This is a genomic window from Geoalkalibacter ferrihydriticus DSM 17813 (genome assembly GCF_000820505.1).
Taxonomy (GTDB): Bacteria; Desulfobacterota; Desulfuromonadia; order Desulfuromonadales; family Geoalkalibacteraceae; genus Geoalkalibacter; species Geoalkalibacter ferrihydriticus.
This window is the reverse complement of the sequence record NZ_JWJD01000001.1, coordinates 423,729-443,521: the sequence shown is the minus strand read 5'-3', so window position 1 is coordinate 443,521 and position 19,793 is coordinate 423,729. Positions and strand designations below refer to the sequence as shown.

The window sequence follows — 19,793 nt, the reverse complement described above, 5'->3', positions numbered from 1 at the left end:
GTTGGGTATGAAACGCGTTGAAATATATACGAAAAGCTACTGTCCCTATTGCAAGAGGGCGAAAGAGCTGCTCCACATCAAGGGGATCGATTACATCGAATACGATGTCACCGACGATCCCCGCAAGGAGCAGGAAATGAGGCAGCGCTCAGGACGGACCACCGTGCCCGAAGTCTTCATCGAAGATCGACTTGTGGGCGGCTGCAGTGATCTCTTCGAATTTGACGAAAAAGGTGAACTCGACAAAATGCTCGGCCTCAGTGCTCCGCGTTCCGGCGAATCTCCTTCATAAGCGCCAGCGCCAGATCAACCTTGCCGAAAGGCGGCATCAGATACCAGCCGCCGACCCGTCCGCGCCCCGCCGCCACCAGCTCGCCAGAAATGGCCAGCCCCTCCCGGATCCCTTCTTCGCCGCGCAGCCCACGCATGCGCTTGCGCACCTCATCGGGCAGTGAAATGCCCGGCACCTCGTTATGCAGAAATTCGGCGTTGCGCTCGCTCACCAGGGGCAGAATGCCGACGAGGACCGGTATTTCCAGGGGATCGGTCAGTGTCAGCATTTTATCCAGAATCTCGTGACTGTAAACCGGCTGGGTTTGCACAAAGCGTGCGCCGGCGGCGATTTTCTTTTCCAGCCGCCGGATTTGTCCATCCATGTGGCGCACATTGGGGTTGAACGCAGCGCCGAGAAGAAATTCGCTGCGGCCCTCCAATTCGGTGCCGAAAAGATTTATTCCCTCATTGAGCGCAGTGAGCAGCTCCAGCAGACCGATGGAGTTGAGATCAAAGACGCTTGAGGCCCCGGCCTCGCCGCCGAGGGACACCGGATCGCCGGTCACGGCGAGAAGGTTGCGGATGCCCAGCAGGTGGGCGCCCATCATTTCGGAGTGCAGGCCGATGAGGTTGCGATCCCGGCAGGTGACATGCGCGATGACCGGTACGCCGGTCTGCTCTTGCATGCGGCAGGCCAGGGCGAGGTTGCCCATGCGGATGCGGGCCAGGGGATTTTCCGCCAGGCTGATGGCATCGACGCCGGCGGCGCGCAGTTTTTCGGCGGCGCCCAGCACTTTGTCGCAATTGAGCCCGCGCGGCGGGTCGAGTTCGACGGTGATGATGGGCCGCCGGCCCCAGTCGGCGAGAAAGTGCGGTGCTGCAGGTTTTGGCGAGATCGAAGGTTGCGTGGCATGGGGGCGGGCCGGCGCGGATGGCCGAGCCGCCGGAGTGAGCTGGTTGAGGGACTGGGCCAACGCACGGATGTGATCCGGGGTGGTGCCGCAGCAGCCCCCGATCAGTGTCGCTCCGGCCAGAGCCATTTCGCGACCCATGGCGGCAAAATATTCCGGCGTCGCCAAATAAATAAAACGTCCATCGCGGTACTGGGGAAAGCCCGAATTGGCATAGGCTGCAAGCGGTCTTTGAGTCAGGGGGGCAATCTGGCGCAGGACGGTGAGCAGGTCGCGCGGCCCCGCGCCGCAATTGGCGCCGATGAGCGCCGCATCGGCCTGCTCCAGGGCGCGAACCGCAGCCTCGGCGGCGACTCCGTCGCGGGTGCGTCCGCCTTCGAGAAACGCCAATTGGGCGCTGGCCGGCAACCCCAAATCGGCTGCGATTCCCAGGGCCAGTTGCAGGTCGGCCAGAGAAGAGAAGGTTTCCAGAATAAATAGATCAACCCCGCCTTCGGCCAGGGCGGACATCTGCTCGCGGAGAATTTCGCCTTTCTGCGTTTCGCTCAGATCCTGTTCCTCGCCGCGCGCCGGTGGCAGAGGGCCGACCGAACCGGCGACAAAGCGTTCTTCGCCTGCCACCTGTCGCGCCAACCGCGCCCCGGCGGTATTGATTGCGGCGACCTTGTGGGCGAGCCCGATGGCTCCCAGGCGCAAGCGATTGGCGCCGAAGGTATTGGTTTCCAGAACCTCGGCGCCGGCGGCGGCGTAGTCCTGATGCACCTCCAGAACCAATTGTGGACGAACCAGGTTGAGATGCTCGAAATTGGCGTCAAGCGCCACGCCGCGCTGGTACAGCAGGGTGCCCATGGCACCATCGCCGACCAGGACGCGCTGTTGAAGAAGATCGAGAAAACGCTGAGAACGAGAAGGATAGACAGTCATGGGAGAAGCACTTCCGCAATTCTAATATTCAAATAAAAACTGTAACTGTTCAGCCTGCACCGCAGGGTGGGGCGCCATCGTCGGACGTTGCCGTTGACTCGTTGCGGCGGGTTCTTTAAACCCTCACAATCGCCGTATAGAAGATATGCCCGTCGGATTCGGTCAAGGACAGGGCGAGTTCCATGGACATCGCCGAACCGTCGCGCCGCCGCCCCGGAATCCGGCGGATTTCCTTCATCAGTTCGGCGGAATGGATACGAAAATATTCCTGGGCGCCGATCTGGTGAATGGAGGGGCAGTCAGGGTGGATGAGTTCGCTGATGTTCATGCCAATGGCTTCGCGTTTGCTGAAGCCGAAAATTTTCTCCGCCTGGCGATTGAAAAGAATAATCTGGCCGTTGGCGAGAAACGAGATGATGCCGTCGCGGGCGTTCTCGGTGAGCAGGCGAAAGCGTCGCTCGGATTCCTCGAGCGCGCCGGTCTTCTCGCGCAGATGCGCAGTCATTTCATTGAAAACTTCGATGAGGTGACCGATTTCGTCACGTCCGCGGCCGGGGAGCTGTTCCTCGAAGCGTCCGGTTCGCATGATCTCGCCGATGGCGCCGCCGAGCTGCGATAGGGGACGGGTCACGGTGTGGCGGATGAGAAAGCCCAGGCACGTAATGAGGGCGAGGAAGGTGCCTCCGGTGGCCAGCAGATCAAAACGCAGATTGGCGTAGATCTGGCGGTAGAGATCCTCCATGGGAATGCTGATGGAAGCGGCGCCGATGATTTCACCGAGTTCATAATTGTAGGCCTGATCTGTTTCGCGGGGGAAAAGCTCCTGAATGTATGCAGGTGCCTCTGCGGGGTCGCCGTGGCACTGTAGGCAGCTCTCGTCGGCGCTGAAGGGCAGCATGTAGCGAAACATCGGCTCGCCGTCGAGAGTCGTTTCTTCAAAATATTCCAGCATGCTTTGCTCTTCACGAAACGTCTTGAGCGCTGCGGCCTCAAAAGGATCGGGAGCATTGTCGGGATTGCGGTAGCGGTCCGAGGTCTGGCGGATATGGTAATCAAGATCCTGGGCCACCAGCAGCCCGATGCGATTGGATGCGACCACCGGAATCAGTCCGTAGCGCTCCTTCGACAATTCGACCTGGCCTGCGAGGTATTGGGCCGAAAGATATTCGCGTGCTTGTACAGCGTGGTAGGCGGCGCCGCGGGCCTTCATCAGGGCTTCGTCGAGGATAATGTTTTTTTGCTGATGATAGTTGAGCAGGGCGTTGAACCCGAGAAAAAGCGTCAGGATGGCGACCACGATCACGGAGATCTTAGCCAGCAGGCCGAGATTGCGAAAAAAATTCATGGTCCGATCATCCTGAAAAAGACGGTGAAGGCAAGGACTTTCGCTAAATTTCCGGATTAATTCTAGCGTCAAAGCTGCGCGGCGCAAGGCCCGAATTCAGGCTTTGGCCGCCAGTTGCAGAAATTGGCTGAGCATAGCGGCGGTTAATCCCCAAATCTGATGGTGATCGATTTCGTAAAAATGCACCGGATAGCTGCGCCCGCGATGACTCCAATCCTCGGTGCGGAAAATCGCCGGATCCCGCAAGCGGGACAGGGGCACCATGATGACTTCGGCAACCTCGCGTGGATTGACGCGAAACGCATAAGGATAGGCAAAATAGCCGACGAAAGGGGTTATATGGTAGCCATGGACTGAAAAAAAATCATCAAGGCGACCGAGGATCTGCACATCCTCGCTCGCGATGCCCATCTCTTCTTCTGTCTCGCGCAAGGCGGTTGCCAGAAGATCAAAGTCTTCCGGTTGTCGCCGGCCGCCGGGAAACGAGATCTCTCCCTGATGGTGGGGCATGGTATCTGGGCGCCGGGTGAAGAGAACCTGATCTTCGCCGTCGCGCACGAAGAGCGGCAGCAGCACCGCCGCCGGCGCCAGGTTTTCCCTGGGCAGACGCTGCGGCGTATGCGCCGCCAGCACATGGCGCACCCTTTCGGGGTCGAGTCTCATGCGCTCGGAGCGGCAGCGTTGGCCTTGAGGGCGGCGATGGTGGCGGCATAATCGCCGCTGCCGAAAACCGCGCTGCCCGCGACAAACACATCGGCGCCGGCGGCGGCGATCTCGGCAATGTTGTCCGGTTTGACGCCGCCGTCGACTTCGAGTTCCACCTGAAGGCCGCGCCTTGTGATTTCGCGGCGCAGGGTCGTGATCTTGCCCAGGGCCGAAGGGATGAAGCTCTGTCCGCCGAAGCCGGGGTTGACGCTCATCACCAGCACCAGGTCAAGATCGTCGAGAACGATTTCCAGAGTGCCGACCGGGGTAGCCGGATTAATGGAGACTCCGGCTTTCTTGCCGAGACTGCGGATTAGCTGCACCGAGCGGTGCAGATGAGTGCTCGCCTCCTGATGCACGGTAATAATATCGGCGCCGGCCTGGGCGAAATCCGGAATGTAGGCGTCGGGGTTGTTGATCATCAGATGCACATCGAGGGGCAGCTTCGTGACCTTGCGCAACGCGGCGACCACCGGTGGGCCGATGGTCAGGTTGGGCACGAAGTGGCCGTCCATGACGTCGACATGCACGTAGTCGGCGCCGGCCGCCTCAATGGCCCACACTTCCTCGCCCAGGCGGGCAAAATCGGCGGAAAGGATGGAGGGGGCGATTTTGATCATGGGGGAGCTCCTGTTGTTGGTCCGTAGTCCGGTGTCCGTTGTAAAAAATCGAATAACCAAAACAGCTCTTCCAGCTTTTAACGAAGCAGCGCAGAATTCTTACCTGACACCTGACACCTGACACCTGACACCTGACACCTGACACCTGACACCTGACACCTGACACCTGACACCTGACACCTGACACCTGACACCTGACACCTGACACCTGACACCTTACCGTTTTTTAAGTCTTACCGCCCAGAACGCATCCATGCCGTCGTGGCGGTGGGGCAGGGTGCAGAGCGCGCCCTGCTCGTCAAACAGTTCCTGCCAGTGGGGCGGTGCGTGTGGCCGCAGGTCATCGCGCGCGAAGTCCCGGTGGGCGGCGAGAAAAGCCGCGATCACCTCTTCGGTTTCCTCGCGGGTGAAGGTGCACACCGAATAAAGCAACACACCGCCCGGGCGCAGCAGGGGCGCGGCGCCGGCAAGGATGGCACCTTGCAGGGCGGCCATTTCCGCAAGATCCTGGGGTTTGCGCCGCCAGCGTAATTCGGGGTTGCGGCGCAGGACGCCGAGACCGCTGCAGGGTGCGTCGACCAGAATGCGATGGCAGCTTTGCTCGGGAATAAAGTCGGGAGCATGGGTCATATCCCAGGAGCGCGCCTCGATGCATGTGCAGCCCAGACGTTGGGCACCCTGGCGAATCAACGCCACGCGTTGGGGATGCAGGTCCAGGGCAAGAATGCGGGCGTGATTCTCGGTAAGGGCGGCCAGATGCGTGGTCTTGCCGCCGGGCGCGGCGCAGGCGTCGAGAATGGTTTCGCCGGCTTGGGAAGCGAGCAGCGGCGCAATGAGCTGGCTCGCCTGATCCTGGACCTGATAGAGTCCTTCGCTGTTGCCCGGCAATTCGCTGTCGCCGCGCTTCTCCAGCACCACGCCCTGATCAGCGTAATGAGTCTCGCGTCCCTGATGACCAGCTTGGGTAAGCCGCTCAAGAAGTATTTCGCGCGTGGCCTTGATGCGGTTTGCACGCAGTGTGAAGGGGGCGGGATCGAGTAGGGCGGCGGCCAGTTCGCAGGCTTCCCGCGGGCCGAACTGGGTGAGCAGGTGCTGTGCCAGCCAGCTTGGCAAAGATAGGGCGTGCTCTAAATGAGCCTGGGGTGCGCGGTGCGCTTCGGGCCATGGAATCGTTTGCTGTTCGCGGGTGAGGCGGCGCAGCACGCCGTTGATCAGGCCGGTAGCGCGCTCCAGGCCCAGACCTCGGGCGAGATTGACGGTTTCGTTGAGCACGGCGTGGGCGGGAATCCGCTCCAGGTGCAGCAGTTGGTGAGCTCCCAGGCGCAGCAGGCGCAGCACCGCCGGCTCAAGCTTTGACAGGGGCTGCCGACAGCAGCGGCTCAGGGCGAAATCGAGCCGTCCGCGACGGCGCAGTACTCCGTACACCAGTTCGGTCAGCAGCGCCCGGTCACGTGGATCGGCCAGACTCAGGCGCTTGAGGGCGGCGTCGATGGCCAGATCGGCGAAGGCGCCGTTTTCGACCTGGCGCAAAATGTCAAACGCCGCATGGCGTGGGGAGGTGATGGCCAAAGAAGTTCCTCTCGGGAGTCAGCGCACGACGCATTGGTCGAGGGCGTCGCGCACCTGCTCAAGCACGATCTGGGTGTTGAAGCAGGGGCCGTGAGGCCGCTCGTTGAGAATTCCGATGACCGGCAGGGGATAGGCATCGCGGATGCCCGAGGTCAGATCCCGCTCGCAGGCCACCGCCACGATCAGCCGCGGCCGTTTGTCGACAATGATCTTGCGCGCAAGGGTGCCGCCGGTGGCCACCGCGATGTCGATGCCACGTTCGGTGGCGATCTCCACCAGTCCTTTGATGTCACAGCGCCCGCAGCCGGTGCACTTGCTCACGTCACCAGTGATTTTAATGCCGCAATCGAAAAGCTGAACGCAGTGGGGCAGCAGAATCAGTACCTGTCCGGCACCGACCCGCAGCTTCTTGGCCTGCACCAGTTGGTTGTTAAGAGCGATGAAGGACTGATGCAGGGTGTCGCGATCCATGCCGAGCAGGCGACCCAAGCCGATGATGCCGGGAAACAGGTATTTGATGACCACCCGCCGCAGGCGTTCGGAAAAAAACAGGTCGCGCCCGGTGAGCAGGGTCGCTACCAGTAGCAGCAGGCCGCCGACAATGCACAGGGACAGGGTCGCCAGCACCACTGCGAGAACGACGGGCAACACCGGGTGAATGTTGGCCAGACCGACGCTCGGTGCCCACCACAGCAGAAGCGCGAGCCCCAGAACCAGAGCGCAGACACCGGCGAGCAGGCCGATAAACAAGCGTTTGCGGGGTTGGAGTCTGCTCTGCGGAGAAGAGGAATCGTTCACCGACAAATCCTCAACCGAGTGTGGTCCCGGGGGGCAGGGCTCTGCCGCGCAAAAAATCTGCGGCGCTCAGGCGTTTGCGCCCGGGTAGCTGCAGCGCTCCGATCACCAGCGCCCCCTGGCCACAGGCGATGTGGATGCCCGCAGCGTCTGCGGCCAGCACCGTGCCGGGCCGGCCCTGCCCTTGCGCGGGGCGGGTGTCGGCCAAACGCAGCACTTCGCCGTTGAGGTGCGTATATGCGCCGGGCCAGGGGTCGAGACCGCGCACCTGATTGTGCAGCGTGCGCGCATCGCGGTTCCAGTCGATCAGGCCATCTTCTTTTTTGAGCATGGGCGCGTAAGTGCTCTGGCTGTCATCCTGCTTTTCCGGTTGCAGAAGTCCGGCGCACAAGCGGGCCAGGGTTTCTTCCATGGTTTCGCGTCCGAGCAGGGCAAGGCGGTCGTGCAGTTCTCCAGCGGTTTCGTTCGGGTGGATGGGCGTGGAGCGCTTGATGAGCATGTCGCCGGTGTCCAGGCCGACATCCATGAGCATGGTCGTAATGCCGGTTTCCTGGTCACCGTCCATGATCGCCTTGTTGATGGGCGCCGCACCCCGGTGGCGGGGCAGCAGGCTGGCGTGGACATTGATGCAGCCGTGGCGGGGAATGTCGAGCACGCTTTGCGGCAAAATCTGGCCGTAGGCCACCACCACGATGAGGTCGGGGGCCAGGGCGCGCAGTTCTTCCACAACCTCGGGGCGGCGCAATCTGGGCGGCTGAAAGACGGGGATGCCGTGCTGCTCGGCGAGCAGTTTGACCGGCGGCGGTGCCAGCTGCTTGCCGCGGCCCTTGGGCCGGTCAGGCTGGGTATAGACGCCGACCAGTTGCAGACCGGAAGCGAGCAGTCCCTGCAGGGTGGGCAGGGCAAAGGCGGGGGTGCCCATGAAGACGGTGCGGATGTCGCGGGGATCGATCACAGCTCCTCCTGCTTTTTCTCCATGATTTTTTTGTATTTTTTCTTGAACAGGTTTTTTTTCAGAGAGGAAAGGTGGTCGACGAACAGTACACCGTTGAGATGGTCGATTTCATGCTGAAATGCGACCGCGAGCAGACCCTCGACCGTCATTTCGACAGTTTCGCCCTGAAGATCGAGAAAGCCTACCCGCACTTCAGGACTGCGCACCACGCGGGCGTAATAGCCGGGCACCGACAGGCAGCCTTCCTCTTCATTGATTTCGCCTGTGCCGGAAAGGATTTCCGGATTGACCGCAACGATCAGTTGTCGCTCTTCGTCCTGGGGAGAGCAGTCGAGTACGATCACCCGTTTGAGCACCCCGACCTGGGGCGCGGCCAGGCCGACGCCGGGTGCGGCATACATGGTTTCCGTCATGTCGCGCGCTAATTCGCGGATGTCATCGTTGACCTCGGTGACCGGCTGCGAAACCTCACGCAGCAGCGGCTCGGGATAGTGCAGAATTTTGCGAAGGGCCATAAGCTTTCGGCTCCCGAATGTTGGGGGGAATTGTTGACTTGTCGAATCCGACATTCTAATTGCAGCGTTTACGCCAAGTCAACCGGTGCGGCCGAAACCGCCCGGCGCGGTGCGTCTATTTTCGCGCTTGGGGCAGCAACTCCTCGAGCAGACCGAACAGCTCATCCAGATCCTTCAGGGTCATGTCGGCCATGTGAGCGATGCGAAAGGTTTGGTTCTTGATCTTGCCGTAGCCGTTGTCGATGGCATAGCCGCGCTCAGCGGCGAGTTTTTTCAGGGTTTCAAGATCGGTGCGACCATCGTTGTTGGCGCAGGTCAGGGTTTGCGAGCGCGCACCTTCAGCGGCGAACAGGCTGAAGCCCTGGGTCTGCACCCAGGCGCGCGCGGCATCGGCCATGCGCGCGTGGCGGGCATAGCGCTGGGCAAGGCCTTCGGCAAACATCTTGTCGAGTTGATGGGCCAGGGCGTAGATCAGGCTGATGCACGGGGTGCTCGGCGTGTTGTGCTTAAGGTCATTCTGTTCGAATTCCTCAAAATCGAAATAGTAGCCGCGGGCGGGAGTGGTACGGGCCTTGTCGAGGGCACGCCGCGAGACGGAAAAAACCGTCAGCCCCGGCGGCAGACCGAAGGCTTTCTGGACCCCGGCCAAGCAGACATCGGTACCCAATTCTGTCAGATCCAGGGGAACCGCGCTCATTGAGGAGACCGTGTCGACGATAAAGGAGACTTTCGGAAACTTTTTCATGACCGCCGCGATCTCATCCAAGGGCGACATCACACCGGTGGAGGTTTCGTTGTGGACCAGAGTCATGGCGTCGTATTTTCCCGTGGACAGGGCTTTCTCGACCAGCGCGGCAGTGATGGGCGCGCCCCAGGGCGCACTGAACAGGTCGGCCTCGATGCCGCAACGGCGCGTGACGTCGTGCCACTTGCCGCTAAAGGCGCCGTTGCCGAAACAGGCGCAGCGTTTCTGCACCAGATTGCGCACCGCCCCTTCCATGACGCCGAAAGCGCTGGATGTAGACAGAAACACCGGATCCTGGGTGTTGAGCAATTGTTTGAGGGCGCTGGTTACTTTCTCATGGACCAAGGCATATTCTTTCATGCGATGGCCGACCATGGGGGCGCACATGGCCTCCATGACATCAGGCGACACCTCCACCGGGCCGGGGATGTAGAGTTTTTTGTGCATGGGGAAAGCTCCTTGCAGGGATGTCATTTGTCAGCTGTCATTGATCGGGGGGGGAACCGAGACGCTTGCAGGTCCCTGGTCATGGATAAAAAAACGCCTGGACCTTTTCGCGAAAGGTGCCCAGGCGTGCGGCTTCTCGGTCCATGCGTTCCTGCTCCCCGGGGGATGTCCACTTCAGCGCCGGTTGCGGGAGACCTTTGCAATTGTCGTTGTTTGTATTCTATGCAACTAGTTCAGTTGCATTTATTATATTTATAAGTGTCGAGTAATCTACTCGCGGGGGGCCTTGAGTGTCAACCTGAAACCGTGAGATCCGGGCGCCAAGGGAACGACGTTGACAGGAGAGTGGCGCCGCGGCTAAGATTGACCCTTAGTGGGTGCCAATGGTTGGCGAGAGTCATTCCAGTGTGCCGGGAAGGGCGAATCGGATGAAAATAATGCGAGTCTCGATGGTTTTTGGTTTTGCGTTGCTGCTGGCTGCCTGTGTTGCCGGCTCGCCCCTCGTCGTCGAGAAGAAAACCGGATTTGCCGCCCGTCCCGAGATGGACGCCGTCTTTGTCGTGCCGTTCCGCACTGTGATGGTTCCCGCCGCAGTGGCCGATCCGCTCTTCGACAGATTCATCGATGAGCTCAACCAGCGCGCCGCGACCCTTGGGGACGATGCTTTCGAATTCATCATTCTCAAAGAGGAGCTCGCCCGCATCGACCCCGCGTGGCTTGCCGCGCGCCACTATGTCACCGGCGAGATCTTCGGTTATATCGAAGACAGCGGCTCTCGCTCCACCGACATCCGCATCAAAGCGCGCCTCGAATTGCGCCAACCCGGCCCAGCCGAGCCAACCCTGATGATCGAATATCCCGATGGCGTTTTTTTTGATCATGAGCGCGCCACGCTGGACGAGAAACGCGCCGAACTTGCTCATCGCGTCGCCGCCGCCCTCGCCGCCGGTCTCTGGAGCGCTCTGATGGAAGAGTATAAACCGGTCGCCGCTCAGCGGTAACCGACCATCCGTCTTTCTCCCTCCACCGCCCATCGTTTTTTTTTCTCCTTTGCCCCCTTGACATTGTTTTTGAGCTGATTATATTTAGGCCTGTCGTTAGCACTCGCTTGCGGTGAGTGCTAACAAAATTTAAGAGCACAGGCCGGAAATCAAACCTGTTCGTCGTCATTCAGACGGATTAATCGCGGGGGCTCGACTCCGCTTATCTTTCGCTTCGCGGAAAGGAGAAAAAGAAAATGAACATCAGACCGCTGCACGACCGTATCATCGTTGAGAGAATTGAAGAAGAGACCACAACCGCCGGGGGCCTCATTATCCCCGACACCGCCAAGGAAAAACCCCAGCAGGGCCAGATCATCGCCGTAGGCAAGGGCAAGAAGACCGAAGACGGCAAGGTGCTGCCTCTCGATGTCAAGGTCGGCGACAAGGTGTTGTTCGGCAAGTATGCCGGCAGCGAAATCAAGATCGAAGGCAAGGAATATCTGATGATGCGCGAAGAAGATATTCTCGGCGTCGTTGAAAACTAATTCTCTCTTAAACTTAATCCTGACAAGGAGGACATAATTATTATGGCAGCTAAGGAAATCAAATACGGGCAGGACGCCCGCGCCAAGATTCTCACAGGAGTCAATGCTCTGGCCAATGCCGTCAAGGTCACCCTCGGTCCCAAGGGCCGCAACGTGGTCATCGAAAAATCTTTTGGTGCACCGCTGATCACCAAGGACGGCGTGACGGTTGCCAAAGAAATGGAACTCGAGGACAAGTTCGAGAACATGGGCGTGCAGCTGGTCAAGGAAGTCGCCTCCAAGACTTCCGATGTCGCCGGTGACGGCACCACCACCGCCACCGTCTTGGCCCAGGCCATTTACCGTGAAGGCGTCAAGCTGGTCACCGCCGGGCACAATCCCATGGAAATCAAGCGCGGCATCGACAAGGCCGTCGAAGCCTGTGTTGCGTCCCTGCGTGAGCTCTCCAAGCCCATCAAGGACCACAAAGAAATTGCTCAGATCGGCACCATCTCCGCCAACGGCGATGCCACCATCGGCAACATTATCGCCGAGGCCATGGAGAAAGTCGGCAAGGAAGGGGTCATTACCGTCGAGGAAGCCAAGTCGATGGAGACCACTCTGGAGACTGTCGAGGGCATGCAGTTCGACCGCGGCTATCTCTCACCGTACTTCGTCACCGATGCCGAGCGCATGGAAACCGTGCTCGAAGACGCCTTGATTCTCATCCATGACAAGAAGATCAGCAACATGCGCGACCTGCTGCCGGTGCTCGAGCCGGTCGCCAAGCAGGGCCGCCCCCTGGTGATCATCTCCGAAGACGTCGAGGGCGAAGCTCTGGCCACGTTGGTTGTCAACAAGCTGCGCGGCACCCTTAACGTTGCTGCCGTCAAGGCCCCCGGCTTCGGTGACCGCCGCAAAGCCATGCTCGAAGACATCGCCGTTCTGACCGGCGGCAAGGTCATCAGCGAAGAGATCGGCTTCAAGCTTGAGAATGCAACACTCGACATGCTCGGCAGCGCCAAGCGCATCGTCATCGACAAAGACAACACCACCATCATCGACGGTGCCGGCGCCGAGGCCGATATCGAAGGGCGGGTCAAGATCATTCGCGCCCAGATCGAGGAAACCACCAGCGACTATGATCGGGAGAAGCTCCAGGAGCGTCTTGCCAAACTGGTCGGCGGCGTTGCCGTGGTCAAGGTCGGTGCCGCCACCGAGACCGAAATGAAAGAGAAGAAAGCCCGCGTTGAAGATGCCCTTCATGCGACTCGCGCGGCTGTGGAAGAGGGCATCGTGCCTGGCGGCGGCGTCGCGATGATTCGCGTCATCAGCGCGCTCGACACCATCAAGGTCGAAGGCGAGCAGGAGTTCGGCGTCAAGATCGTGCGCCGGGCCCTTGAAGAGCCTCTGCGCCAGATTGCGGCCAATGCCGGCATGGAAGGCTCCATCGTGGTCAACAAGGTCATGAGCGAAAGCGGTGCCTTTGGTTTTGACGCCGCCACCGACACTTATTGCGACATGATTGAGGCCGGTATCATCGATCCCACCAAAGTCTCCCGCTATGCGCTGCAGAACGCAGGCTCCGTGGCCGGTCTCATGCTGACCACCGAAGCCTGTATCGCCGAGAAGCCCAAGAAGGATGAGGGCGGCATGCCTGCGATGCCGGGCGGCATGGGCGGCATGGGCGGCATGGGCGGCATGGACATGATGTAAGTCGCACCGCTTAAGTCGTTGTTCAGTAAATGAAGAAGGGGGCTTGCGCGTGATGCGCAAGCCCCCTTGTTTTATTTCGGCCGAAGGTTTTTTGTAACTATTCAGCGGCAACGTCCGAGAGTACCGCAGGGTGCGGCGGTTGAGTGCTGCGGCAAATGTTTGAGCCGCAGTTGAGTTTTTGCCGCACGCGATGCCGCCGTGCCCTGCGGTGTATGCTGAACAGTTACGGTTTTTTTATCTGCACTCTGGCTACATGCGCAGGTTTGACGGTGCATGCATTTCGCTGGCTTTGAACTCAGTCTTGCCGAATTGGAAGATTTCGGTGCGGTTGCGTCCGTTGCGCTTGGCGGAATATAGAGCGCAGTCGGCCTGTTCGAAGATCAGTGCCCCTTCGACGGTCTCTTCCCCAGGGCAACAACTGATGCCGATACTGACGGTCAGGGGTTGGCGGAAATGCGCATAGTCTGCGGCGAGATCGGCGATTTCCCGGTGAATGCGCGCGGCCAGCACCTGGGCCTTGGGAATGTCGGTTTCGGGCAGCAGCAGGGCAAATTCTTCGCCGCCGTAGCGAAAGGCCATATCCGACTTGCGCACCGCATGGCGCAGGACGCGGGCGATGGCTTGCAGGACTGTGTCGCCTAATTGGTGGCCGTAGGTATCGTTGACCCATTTGAAATGATCGACATCAACCAGCAGCAGCGAATAGGACGCGCCCGTGCGGGCGCTGCGCGCCGCTTCCGATTCGAGGCTGGCATCAAAGAAAGCGCGGTTGCACAGTCCGGTAAGCCCATCGGTGAGCGCGACTCGGGCAAGGTCTTCGCGCGATTTTTTGATCTTTTTAATTTCCTTGCGTTCTCGCAGGCGACAGCGCAGGCGAGCGGCGATTTCGGGTCCAGGGGTGGTGAAGCTCAGGACATCGCAGGCTCCCATTTCCAGGGCCGCAACACGAGTTTCCACCTGTTCTTCGCCCGTGAAGACCACCACCGGGATTTCTTTCCAGCGGTCGCGTTTGGCCAGATTTTTCAGCCAGAGCAAAGCCTCCGGACCGCGCTGGTCGCAGCTGTACAAAATAAGCTCGACGTTGCGATTTTCCAGAACATCAAAGAGCTGCTCTTCGCCTGCGCAGTGCGAGGCCGCTTCCAGCAGGCCTTCGCCGGCGCCGACCCTGGCCAAAAGGTCAAGCTCGGAGCGGGTGTGGGCAAAAATAACAGCCTGAAGATTCATGCGCTGTGGTCCTTTTTGTGTGGGTCGAAAAATCCGGGCTTCAGTTGTGCGGTCCCTCTGTTCTATTTACTTATCGGCCAGACCTGCCAAATTATTAAATAAAATTAAACAATTTTCCACTCTAGCCCGTTCCCTCGCCTCTTCAGTATAGGCCCGGCAAGACGAAAAATCATTAAAGAATCCCCTTTTGCTGCCCGATAAGAGTCCCATGAATATTGTGCCTGCCCTCACGCTGCCGAATGTCGTGGTTCACGCTGCGTCGCAACCGGCTCAGTTAACCCGCGAGGAGCGCCAAAACGCGCTGTTGATGCATCAGATGGTCCGCGCCACCGTTGAAGAGGGCGGGCAGGAAAAGGCATTGCTGCAGTTCGGTGAGCGCAAACTCTGGGTCGAAAGCCGGGTGCCCCTGCGCGCCGGAGAGCAACTCAGCCTGCAGGTCATCGAAACTCATCCTGAGCTTAAGCTGCGGATTCTTGACACCGGTCTGCTGGAGCGTCTGGGGCGCTCACTGCATATGCTGGGAAGCCGCCTGGATGTAGGAGCACTTGCGGCAGCCTTGCTGCGCATGGCGCCGCAGGCGGGGGACGGCGCGGGCGAGAAGGCTTTGGCGCAAAATCTTCAGAGCCTGGCCGACGGGCTCAGAGGGCAGACGGCTGTGCCTTTTTCGACCGCCCAGTTGCAGGCGCTGTCCGGACAGCTTGGACTGGCCCTGGAGCGTCAGCTGATTGCCGGTCAAGGCGGGCAGGCCGCGGCCTCCCTTAAAAATGCCCTGCTCGCCAACGGCAGCCTGCTCGGGCAGCGGCAAAACGAACTTTCGCGCCAGTTGCAGCCCTTGTTGGCCGCTTTATCGCTGGTGCCCCAAGCCCTTGCAACACCGAGCGCGGAGCCCCCCCAATTTCTGAGCTTGAGCGAAGGTGGGCGACAGATTGCCGAGGCCCTTCTGGGCATGGCGCGCTTGCCGCCGGGGCAGGAGGGCCGCGGTCAAGCCGAATCTCTGGCGCGCTTGCTGGGTCAGGGTTTTGAGCGATATCTGGCCGCATTTCCCGCAGAAACCGCAGACGCCCTGGCGCGTCTGCGCCAGGTATTCGCCGAGTTGCCGGCACTGGTTCTTAATCCCGCGGCTGAAGCGGCGGTGGTTTCGCGGTTGGATCCTGTGCAACGCGACTTGCTTGCCAGTCTGCTGCGCCTGATTCAGCGTGAACCCCGGCGGCATGTGGGTGGCGAAGGCGAGACCTTGATGCGGCGCCTGGCTGCCGGGCTTGAAAAAGAGCTGCTGGCCGGGTTGCAACAGGGGCGCGAGAAAAATGCCGATGCTCTCCAGCATCTGGAGTTCTGGCAGATGTGCCGGGCGCGGATGGCGGAAATCGGAGCTGATTTTCTTCCTTTGCCCCTCGGCTTTCTTGAGCAGGGCTACCTGCTGGCCCGCCGTCACGGCGGCCAGGACGACACAGAGGCCGGGCCGACCAAGCAGGCTTGCTCTCTGTCATTGTTTCTGGAGCTTGAGGGGTTGGGATCTTTGCAGGTCCATTGCCTGCATCAGGAAGACGGCTTGTATCTGCGTTTTTCCTGCCAGAACGCGCAGGTTGCCGAATTTCTCGCCGGCGGCCGGGACGAATTGACCCAGGCCCTGGGCGAGTCGCTTTTGCGTGCGGTAACCTTCGCCGATGACGCCGAAGCCCCGGGCCCGGCCCTCATTCGCTGTCTGATGCCGGCCGAAACCCGCATTGTCAACGCAAGAGTCTGAGGGCAAAACACCGGAAAAGGACAAAGGATCAAGAACAAAGGACGGCCTGACCGAGATGATGAATAATAGATTCAAAAAAGCCGCGGCCCTGCAATACGAGGGCGCCGGCGGCAAGGCGCCCGTGGTCGTGGCCAGCGGGCGCGGCGAGGTGGCGGAGCGGATTCTTGAGAAGGCGCGCGAGGCCGGCGTGCAGATAGTTGAAGATCCCGATCTCATTGAAATCCTTGCCCAGGTTCCGGTGGGCGAAGAAATTCCCGAAGATCTTTACCAGGCGGTGGCAGAGATTCTGGCCTTTGTCTATCGCATGAACGAACGATACAAAAATGTATCGCCCCCTGTCCGAGATGCGGTCGATTGAAGAACGCGCTGAAGCGGGGCTGATCATCCGAGCGAAACTGCCTGCCGGTTTAAACCTTTCCCTTGATTTTCGCAAGCCTCTCATGTATCTTGTCCCCCCTGCGGAGAGGTGACCGAGAGGCCGAAGGTGCACGACTGGAAATCGTGTGTACCGCAAGGTACCGGGGGTTCGAATCCCCCCCTCTCCGCCAGATTTGATTTTTGTCACAGGCCTCAGAGGCCGGATTGCCGATAGAAGTGACAGCCGGGTCCTGCGCAACGGACGGTCGCCAACCCCGTCAGGCCCGGAAGGGAGCAGCGGTAACGACTTGCTTCGTGTGCCGCGGGGGTGCCTGGCTGTCACTTGTGCCGGCAATTCTTTTATGCGTCGGCTGGTGCCGCCGCCTTTTCCTCGGAGCCGCAACCTCGCATGTCCTACCTGGTACTCGCTCGCAAGTATCGGCCTCAGAGCTTCGCCGATCTGGTGGGCCAGGAACATGTCAGCCGCACCCTCGGCAACGCCATCGCCGGCGACCGGGTGCATCACGCCTTTTTGTTTACCGGTGCGCGCGGAGTCGGAAAAACCTCGGCGGCACGCATTTTTGCCAAATCCCTCAATTGCGAAACCGGCCCGGGCTCCTTCCCCTGCAACGTCTGCCCCATCTGTGAAGAAATCACCAGCGGCACCAGCGTCGATGTGTTGGAAATTGACGGTGCCTCCAATACCGGGGTCGACGATGTGCGCGAATTGCGCGAGAGTATTCGTTACCTGCCGTCGCGGGCGCGCTATAAGATCTTCATCATCGACGAAGTGCATATGCTCTCCATCAATGCCTTCAATGCTTTGTTGAAAACCCTGGAAGAGCCGCCCCCTCACGCCAAGTTCATTTTCGCCACCACCGAGCCGCATAAAATCCCCGCCACCATTTTGTCGCGCTGTCAGCGCTTCGATTTTCGCAAAATCGCTCTTGCCCAGGTGGTTGAACATTTGCGCGGGATCGTCACTCAGGAGCACATTGAGATCTCCGATCGCGCTTTGGCCCTGGTGGCGCGCCGCGGCGAAGGCAGCATGCGCGATGCGCTCTCGGCCCTGGATCAGGTCATCGCCTTCTGCGGCGCTCAGGTGCGGGACGAAGAAGTCCAGGCGTTGTTCGGACAGGTCGATCGCCGCTTGCTGCTCGATACGGTGGAGGCGGTTCTGCACCACGACGGTCGTCGAGCGCTGGAAGCGGTACGGCGGGTCGATCATCTCGGCCATTCTTTTCGTCAGTTCTGTCGGGAATTGGTGGAAATCTTTCGCAGCCTGACCGTGCTTAAAGTGGCCGAAGATCCGGAAGGGTTGCTTGAGGCGACTGCCGAGGAACTGGCCGAATTGCAGAAACTGGCCGCCGAGACCGGGCTCGAAGAGCTGCAGCGCACCTTGACCTTGCTGCTCAAGACCGAAGCGGAATTGCCGGCCTCGAGCTTTCCCCGCCTGACATTGGAAATGGTCCTGATTCGCCTGGCGCATTTGCCGCCGGCGCGGGATGTGGCGACTCTTATCCGTAAGCTGGAGGATCTTGAACGACGCTTGGGCGAGGGCCGGATGCCCTCATCCGGTGGGGGATCTTCCGCGGCGCCTGCCGATTTGCCCGGCGAACCACCGCCTGAGGAGCCGCCACCCCCCAGGCAAACCCTGGCGGCGCAAAGCCGTCCGCGGCCCGCTGCCGCGCCAGAGCGGCCTGCGCCCGTCGCAACGGCGGCTGCCAAGGGCTGGCCGGGGTTGGTGGACAAAATCCGCAAGAAAAAACCTCTGCTTGCCAGCATTCTCGAGCACGGCAGTCTGCTGCCGCCGCAGTTGCCACGCTTGGAGATCGCTTTCCCCGCAGGCTCCTTTTATTATGACCAACTCAAGGATCCCGATAAGTTGGAGCAGCTCGAGCTGTTGGCGACGGACTATTTCGGTGAAAAGGTGCAACTGCGGGTCAGTGTGCTTGAGGGCGGTGCGCACCCGGCGCCGGCGCCGCTGATTGAGGAGCGTCGGGCACAGGAGCAGGGCTATCGGGCGCAGGTTCGCCAGCAGGCCATGGATCACCCCAAGGTCAAGGCGGTGCTGGAGGTTTTCGGCGGCGAGGTGAAGCAGGTCCGGCCCCTGGAGCCTGCATCGGGCAGCGATGCCGGAGCAGATGTGAAAGAAGAACGATGAACGATTTTGTCAACCATATCGGCCGCGGTGACGGCCGTCTCAGGAGGATTGATCATGGCTAAGGGTTTGGGCAACATTATGAAGCAAGCGCAAATGATGCAGCAGAAAATGGCGCGCTTGCAGGAAGAACTTGCGGAGCGCACCATCGAAGCCAGCTCCGGCGGCGGCATGGTGACAGCAGTGGCCAACGGTAAGCAGCAACTGGTCGCGCTCAAAATCGAGAAGGACGTGGTTGATCCCGACGACATCGAAATGTTGCAGGATCTGGTGCTGGCCGCGGCTAACGAAGCTCTCAAGAAAAGCCAGGAAATGATGCAGGAAGAAATGGGCAAGATCACCGGCGGCCTTAACATCCCCGGGATGTTCTGAGGCCCCGCAGCCGTTTCTTGGCACGACTGGGCGACTGAAATTGGCCGGAGTGGCCGATGTCGGCCCATTTTGTGGCGGGCAGGGCGTGGCGATTTCCGGTTTCAGGATTCTGTTTACAATGAGTTCCGTTTACGGTATTACTTTTGCTTGGTCAGACCACTGTGTTTTAGTGGGAAGAAATTTTTTTCATCCCCTTAAAACAAAATAAAACACCATTTTAAAAAGTTTGGAATTTAACGGAACGCATGCTAGACTCCATACCGTCTTTTGCGCGATTGGTCGCCGAGCTGTCGAAACTTCCCGGAATTGGGAAGAAAACGGCTGCTCGACTGGTGTTTCACCTGCTGCGTCGCCCCGCGGCCGAGGTCGAGGCTCTGGCGGCGGCGATTGCTGAAATCAAGCGCAATGTGCGTTTTTGTTCGTGCTGCTTCAGCTTGACTGAGCAAGACCCCTGCCGCCTGTGCGTTGATCCCGCGCGGGATGATCGTGTGTTGTGCGTGGTCGAGCAGCCTCAGGATTTGATCGCTATTGAGCGCAGCCGCTCTTTTCGTGGCCGCTATCATGTCCTGCACGGTGCTCTTTCCCCCCTCGATGGCATGGGTCCGGAAGATCTACATCTGGCGGAGTTGATGACCCGCCTGGAGGGCGTCGAGGAAGTGGTCGTCGCCACCAATTTTTCGGTGGAGGGCGAAGCCACGGCTCTTTATCTGGCCGACCAGGTCAAGGGGCGCGGCATCCGGGTGACGCGTCTGGCTTATGGTATTCCCATGGGCAGCGACCTTGAATTTGTCGACGAGGCGACGGTCAATCGTGCCGTGGAGGGCAGGCGTGAGCTGTAAGATCCCCGGCAGCGGTTGTTTTTTTCACCCTTTTTCGTATACTCTTTTTTTTCGTGTCGGTGCGAATTG

Annotated in this window: 19 protein-coding genes, 1 tRNA gene, 1 other RNA gene and 1 riboswitch; of the genes, 11 read left to right on the top strand and 10 right to left on the bottom strand. The window is 60.0% G+C overall.

The window, feature by feature from the left end; genetic code table 11:
• Nucleotides 1-7: 7 nt before the first annotated feature.
• The gene (grxC, locus tag GFER_RS02180) at nucleotides 8-292 is read left to right on the top strand and encodes a glutaredoxin 3 (protein ID WP_040095631.1); all 285 of its coding nucleotides are present in this window, start codon (nucleotides 8-10) and stop codon (nucleotides 290-292) included.
• Here grxC and GFER_RS02175 read toward each other — a convergent pair.
• The 9 genes from GFER_RS02175 to GFER_RS02135 all read right to left on the bottom strand — a co-directional run bounded on the left by GFER_RS02175 (nucleotide 258) and on the right by GFER_RS02135 (nucleotide 9,804).
• A complete protein-coding gene (locus tag GFER_RS02175; protein WP_040095629.1) occupies nucleotides 258-2,108 on the bottom strand; it encodes a bifunctional homocysteine S-methyltransferase/methylenetetrahydrofolate reductase in 1,851 nt (616 codons plus the stop codon). The two genes, grxC and GFER_RS02175, sit on opposite strands and share 35 nt — an antisense overlap.
• Nucleotides 2,109-2,223: 115 nt before the next feature.
• A complete protein-coding gene (locus tag GFER_RS02170) occupies nucleotides 2,224-3,453 on the bottom strand; it encodes a c-type heme family protein (RefSeq protein ID WP_040095627.1) in 1,230 nt (409 codons plus the stop codon).
• 96 nt (nucleotides 3,454-3,549) lie between these two features.
• The gene (locus tag GFER_RS02165) at nucleotides 3,550-4,116 is read right to left on the bottom strand and encodes an NUDIX hydrolase (protein WP_040095626.1); all 567 of its coding nucleotides are present in this window, start codon (nucleotides 4,114-4,116) and stop codon (nucleotides 3,550-3,552) included.
• The gene (gene rpe / locus GFER_RS02160; protein ID WP_040095623.1) at nucleotides 4,113-4,778 is read right to left on the bottom strand and encodes a ribulose-phosphate 3-epimerase; all 666 of its coding nucleotides are present in this window, start codon (nucleotides 4,776-4,778) and stop codon (nucleotides 4,113-4,115) included. The genes GFER_RS02165 and rpe overlap by 4 nt, the downstream gene beginning before the upstream one ends.
• Before the next feature lie 216 nt (nucleotides 4,779-4,994).
• Nucleotides 4,995-6,347 (bottom strand): 16S rRNA (cytosine(967)-C(5))-methyltransferase RsmB, encoded by a 1,353-nt coding sequence (rsmB, locus tag GFER_RS02155; RefSeq protein ID WP_040095621.1) that lies wholly within the window; start codon nucleotides 6,345-6,347, stop codon nucleotides 4,995-4,997.
• Between the two features lie 18 nt (nucleotides 6,348-6,365).
• Nucleotides 6,366-7,145, bottom strand: a complete 780-nt coding sequence (locus GFER_RS02150) for a DUF116 domain-containing protein (RefSeq protein ID WP_052445871.1) — start codon at nucleotides 7,143-7,145, stop codon at nucleotides 6,366-6,368.
• 10 nt (nucleotides 7,146-7,155) lie between these two features.
• Complete coding sequence (gene fmt, locus GFER_RS02145) at nucleotides 7,156-8,064, bottom strand: methionyl-tRNA formyltransferase (protein ID WP_040097232.1); 909 nt, start codon at nucleotides 8,062-8,064, stop codon at nucleotides 7,156-7,158.
• A 29-nt stretch (nucleotides 8,065-8,093) separates the two neighbouring features.
• Nucleotides 8,094-8,612 (bottom strand): peptide deformylase, encoded by a 519-nt coding sequence (gene def / locus GFER_RS02140; RefSeq protein WP_040095619.1) that lies wholly within the window; start codon nucleotides 8,610-8,612, stop codon nucleotides 8,094-8,096.
• Between the two features lie 115 nt (nucleotides 8,613-8,727).
• Nucleotides 8,728-9,804, bottom strand: a complete 1,077-nt coding sequence (locus GFER_RS02135; protein ID WP_040095617.1) for a pyridoxal-phosphate-dependent aminotransferase family protein — start codon at nucleotides 9,802-9,804, stop codon at nucleotides 8,728-8,730.
• Nucleotides 9,805-9,915: 111 nt separating this feature from the next.
• A riboswitch (ZMP/ZTP riboswitch) is annotated at nucleotides 9,916-10,002 on the bottom strand.
• Nucleotides 10,003-10,232: 230 nt separating this feature from the next.
• On the opposite strand from GFER_RS02135, the gene GFER_RS02130 reads away from it, so the two are divergent.
• The 3 genes from GFER_RS02130 to groL all read left to right on the top strand — a co-directional run bounded on the left by GFER_RS02130 (nucleotide 10,233) and on the right by groL (nucleotide 13,027).
• Nucleotides 10,233-10,805 carry a hypothetical protein gene (locus tag GFER_RS02130; protein WP_074669487.1) on the top strand — a complete coding sequence of 191 codons (573 nt, stop codon included), beginning with the start codon at nucleotides 10,233-10,235 and terminating at the stop codon, nucleotides 10,803-10,805.
• 236 nt (nucleotides 10,806-11,041) lie between these two features.
• Nucleotides 11,042-11,332 carry a co-chaperone GroES gene (gene groES, locus GFER_RS02125; RefSeq protein ID WP_040095615.1) on the top strand — a complete coding sequence of 97 codons (291 nt, stop codon included), beginning with the start codon at nucleotides 11,042-11,044 and terminating at the stop codon, nucleotides 11,330-11,332.
• 42 nt (nucleotides 11,333-11,374) lie between these two features.
• A complete protein-coding gene (groL, locus tag GFER_RS02120) occupies nucleotides 11,375-13,027 on the top strand; it encodes a chaperonin GroEL (protein ID WP_040095613.1) in 1,653 nt (550 codons plus the stop codon).
• A 249-nt stretch (nucleotides 13,028-13,276) separates the two neighbouring features.
• Here groL and GFER_RS02115 read toward each other — a convergent pair whose 3' ends face one another.
• Nucleotides 13,277-14,251: a GGDEF domain-containing protein gene (locus GFER_RS02115; protein ID WP_052445869.1), complete on the bottom strand. Its 975-nt coding sequence runs from the start codon at nucleotides 14,249-14,251 to the stop codon at nucleotides 13,277-13,279.
• Between the two features lie 208 nt (nucleotides 14,252-14,459).
• On the opposite strand from GFER_RS02115, the gene GFER_RS02110 reads away from it, so the two are divergent.
• The 7 genes from GFER_RS02110 (at nucleotide 14,460) to recR (ending at nucleotide 19,724) form a co-directional block, all read left to right on the top strand.
• Entirely contained in the window at nucleotides 14,460-15,995 is a 1,536-nt protein-coding gene (locus GFER_RS02110) for a hypothetical protein (RefSeq protein ID WP_139172007.1), read from the top strand.
• 55 nt (nucleotides 15,996-16,050) lie between these two features.
• Nucleotides 16,051-16,353, top strand: coding sequence for an EscU/YscU/HrcU family type III secretion system export apparatus switch protein (locus GFER_RS02105; RefSeq protein WP_040095608.1), 303 nt, complete (start codon nucleotides 16,051-16,053; stop codon nucleotides 16,351-16,353).
• A gap of 102 nt (nucleotides 16,354-16,455) precedes the next feature.
• Nucleotides 16,456-16,543: transfer RNA gene (locus tag GFER_RS02100), tRNA-Ser, on the top strand.
• A gap of 51 nt (nucleotides 16,544-16,594) precedes the next feature.
• Nucleotides 16,595-16,693, top strand: an RNA gene (gene ffs / locus GFER_RS18090) — signal recognition particle sRNA small type.
• Nucleotides 16,694-16,761: 68 nt separating this feature from the next.
• The gene (gene dnaX, locus GFER_RS02095) at nucleotides 16,762-18,516 is read left to right on the top strand and encodes a DNA polymerase III subunit gamma/tau (protein ID WP_040095606.1); all 1,755 of its coding nucleotides are present in this window, start codon (nucleotides 16,762-16,764) and stop codon (nucleotides 18,514-18,516) included.
• Nucleotides 18,517-18,570: 54 nt separating this feature from the next.
• The gene (locus tag GFER_RS02090; RefSeq protein ID WP_040095604.1) at nucleotides 18,571-18,885 is read left to right on the top strand and encodes a YbaB/EbfC family nucleoid-associated protein; all 315 of its coding nucleotides are present in this window, start codon (nucleotides 18,571-18,573) and stop codon (nucleotides 18,883-18,885) included.
• Between the two features lie 245 nt (nucleotides 18,886-19,130).
• Nucleotides 19,131-19,724, top strand: coding sequence for a recombination mediator RecR (recR, locus tag GFER_RS02085; protein WP_040095602.1), 594 nt, complete (start codon nucleotides 19,131-19,133; stop codon nucleotides 19,722-19,724).
• Nucleotides 19,725-19,793: the final 69 nt, after the last annotated feature.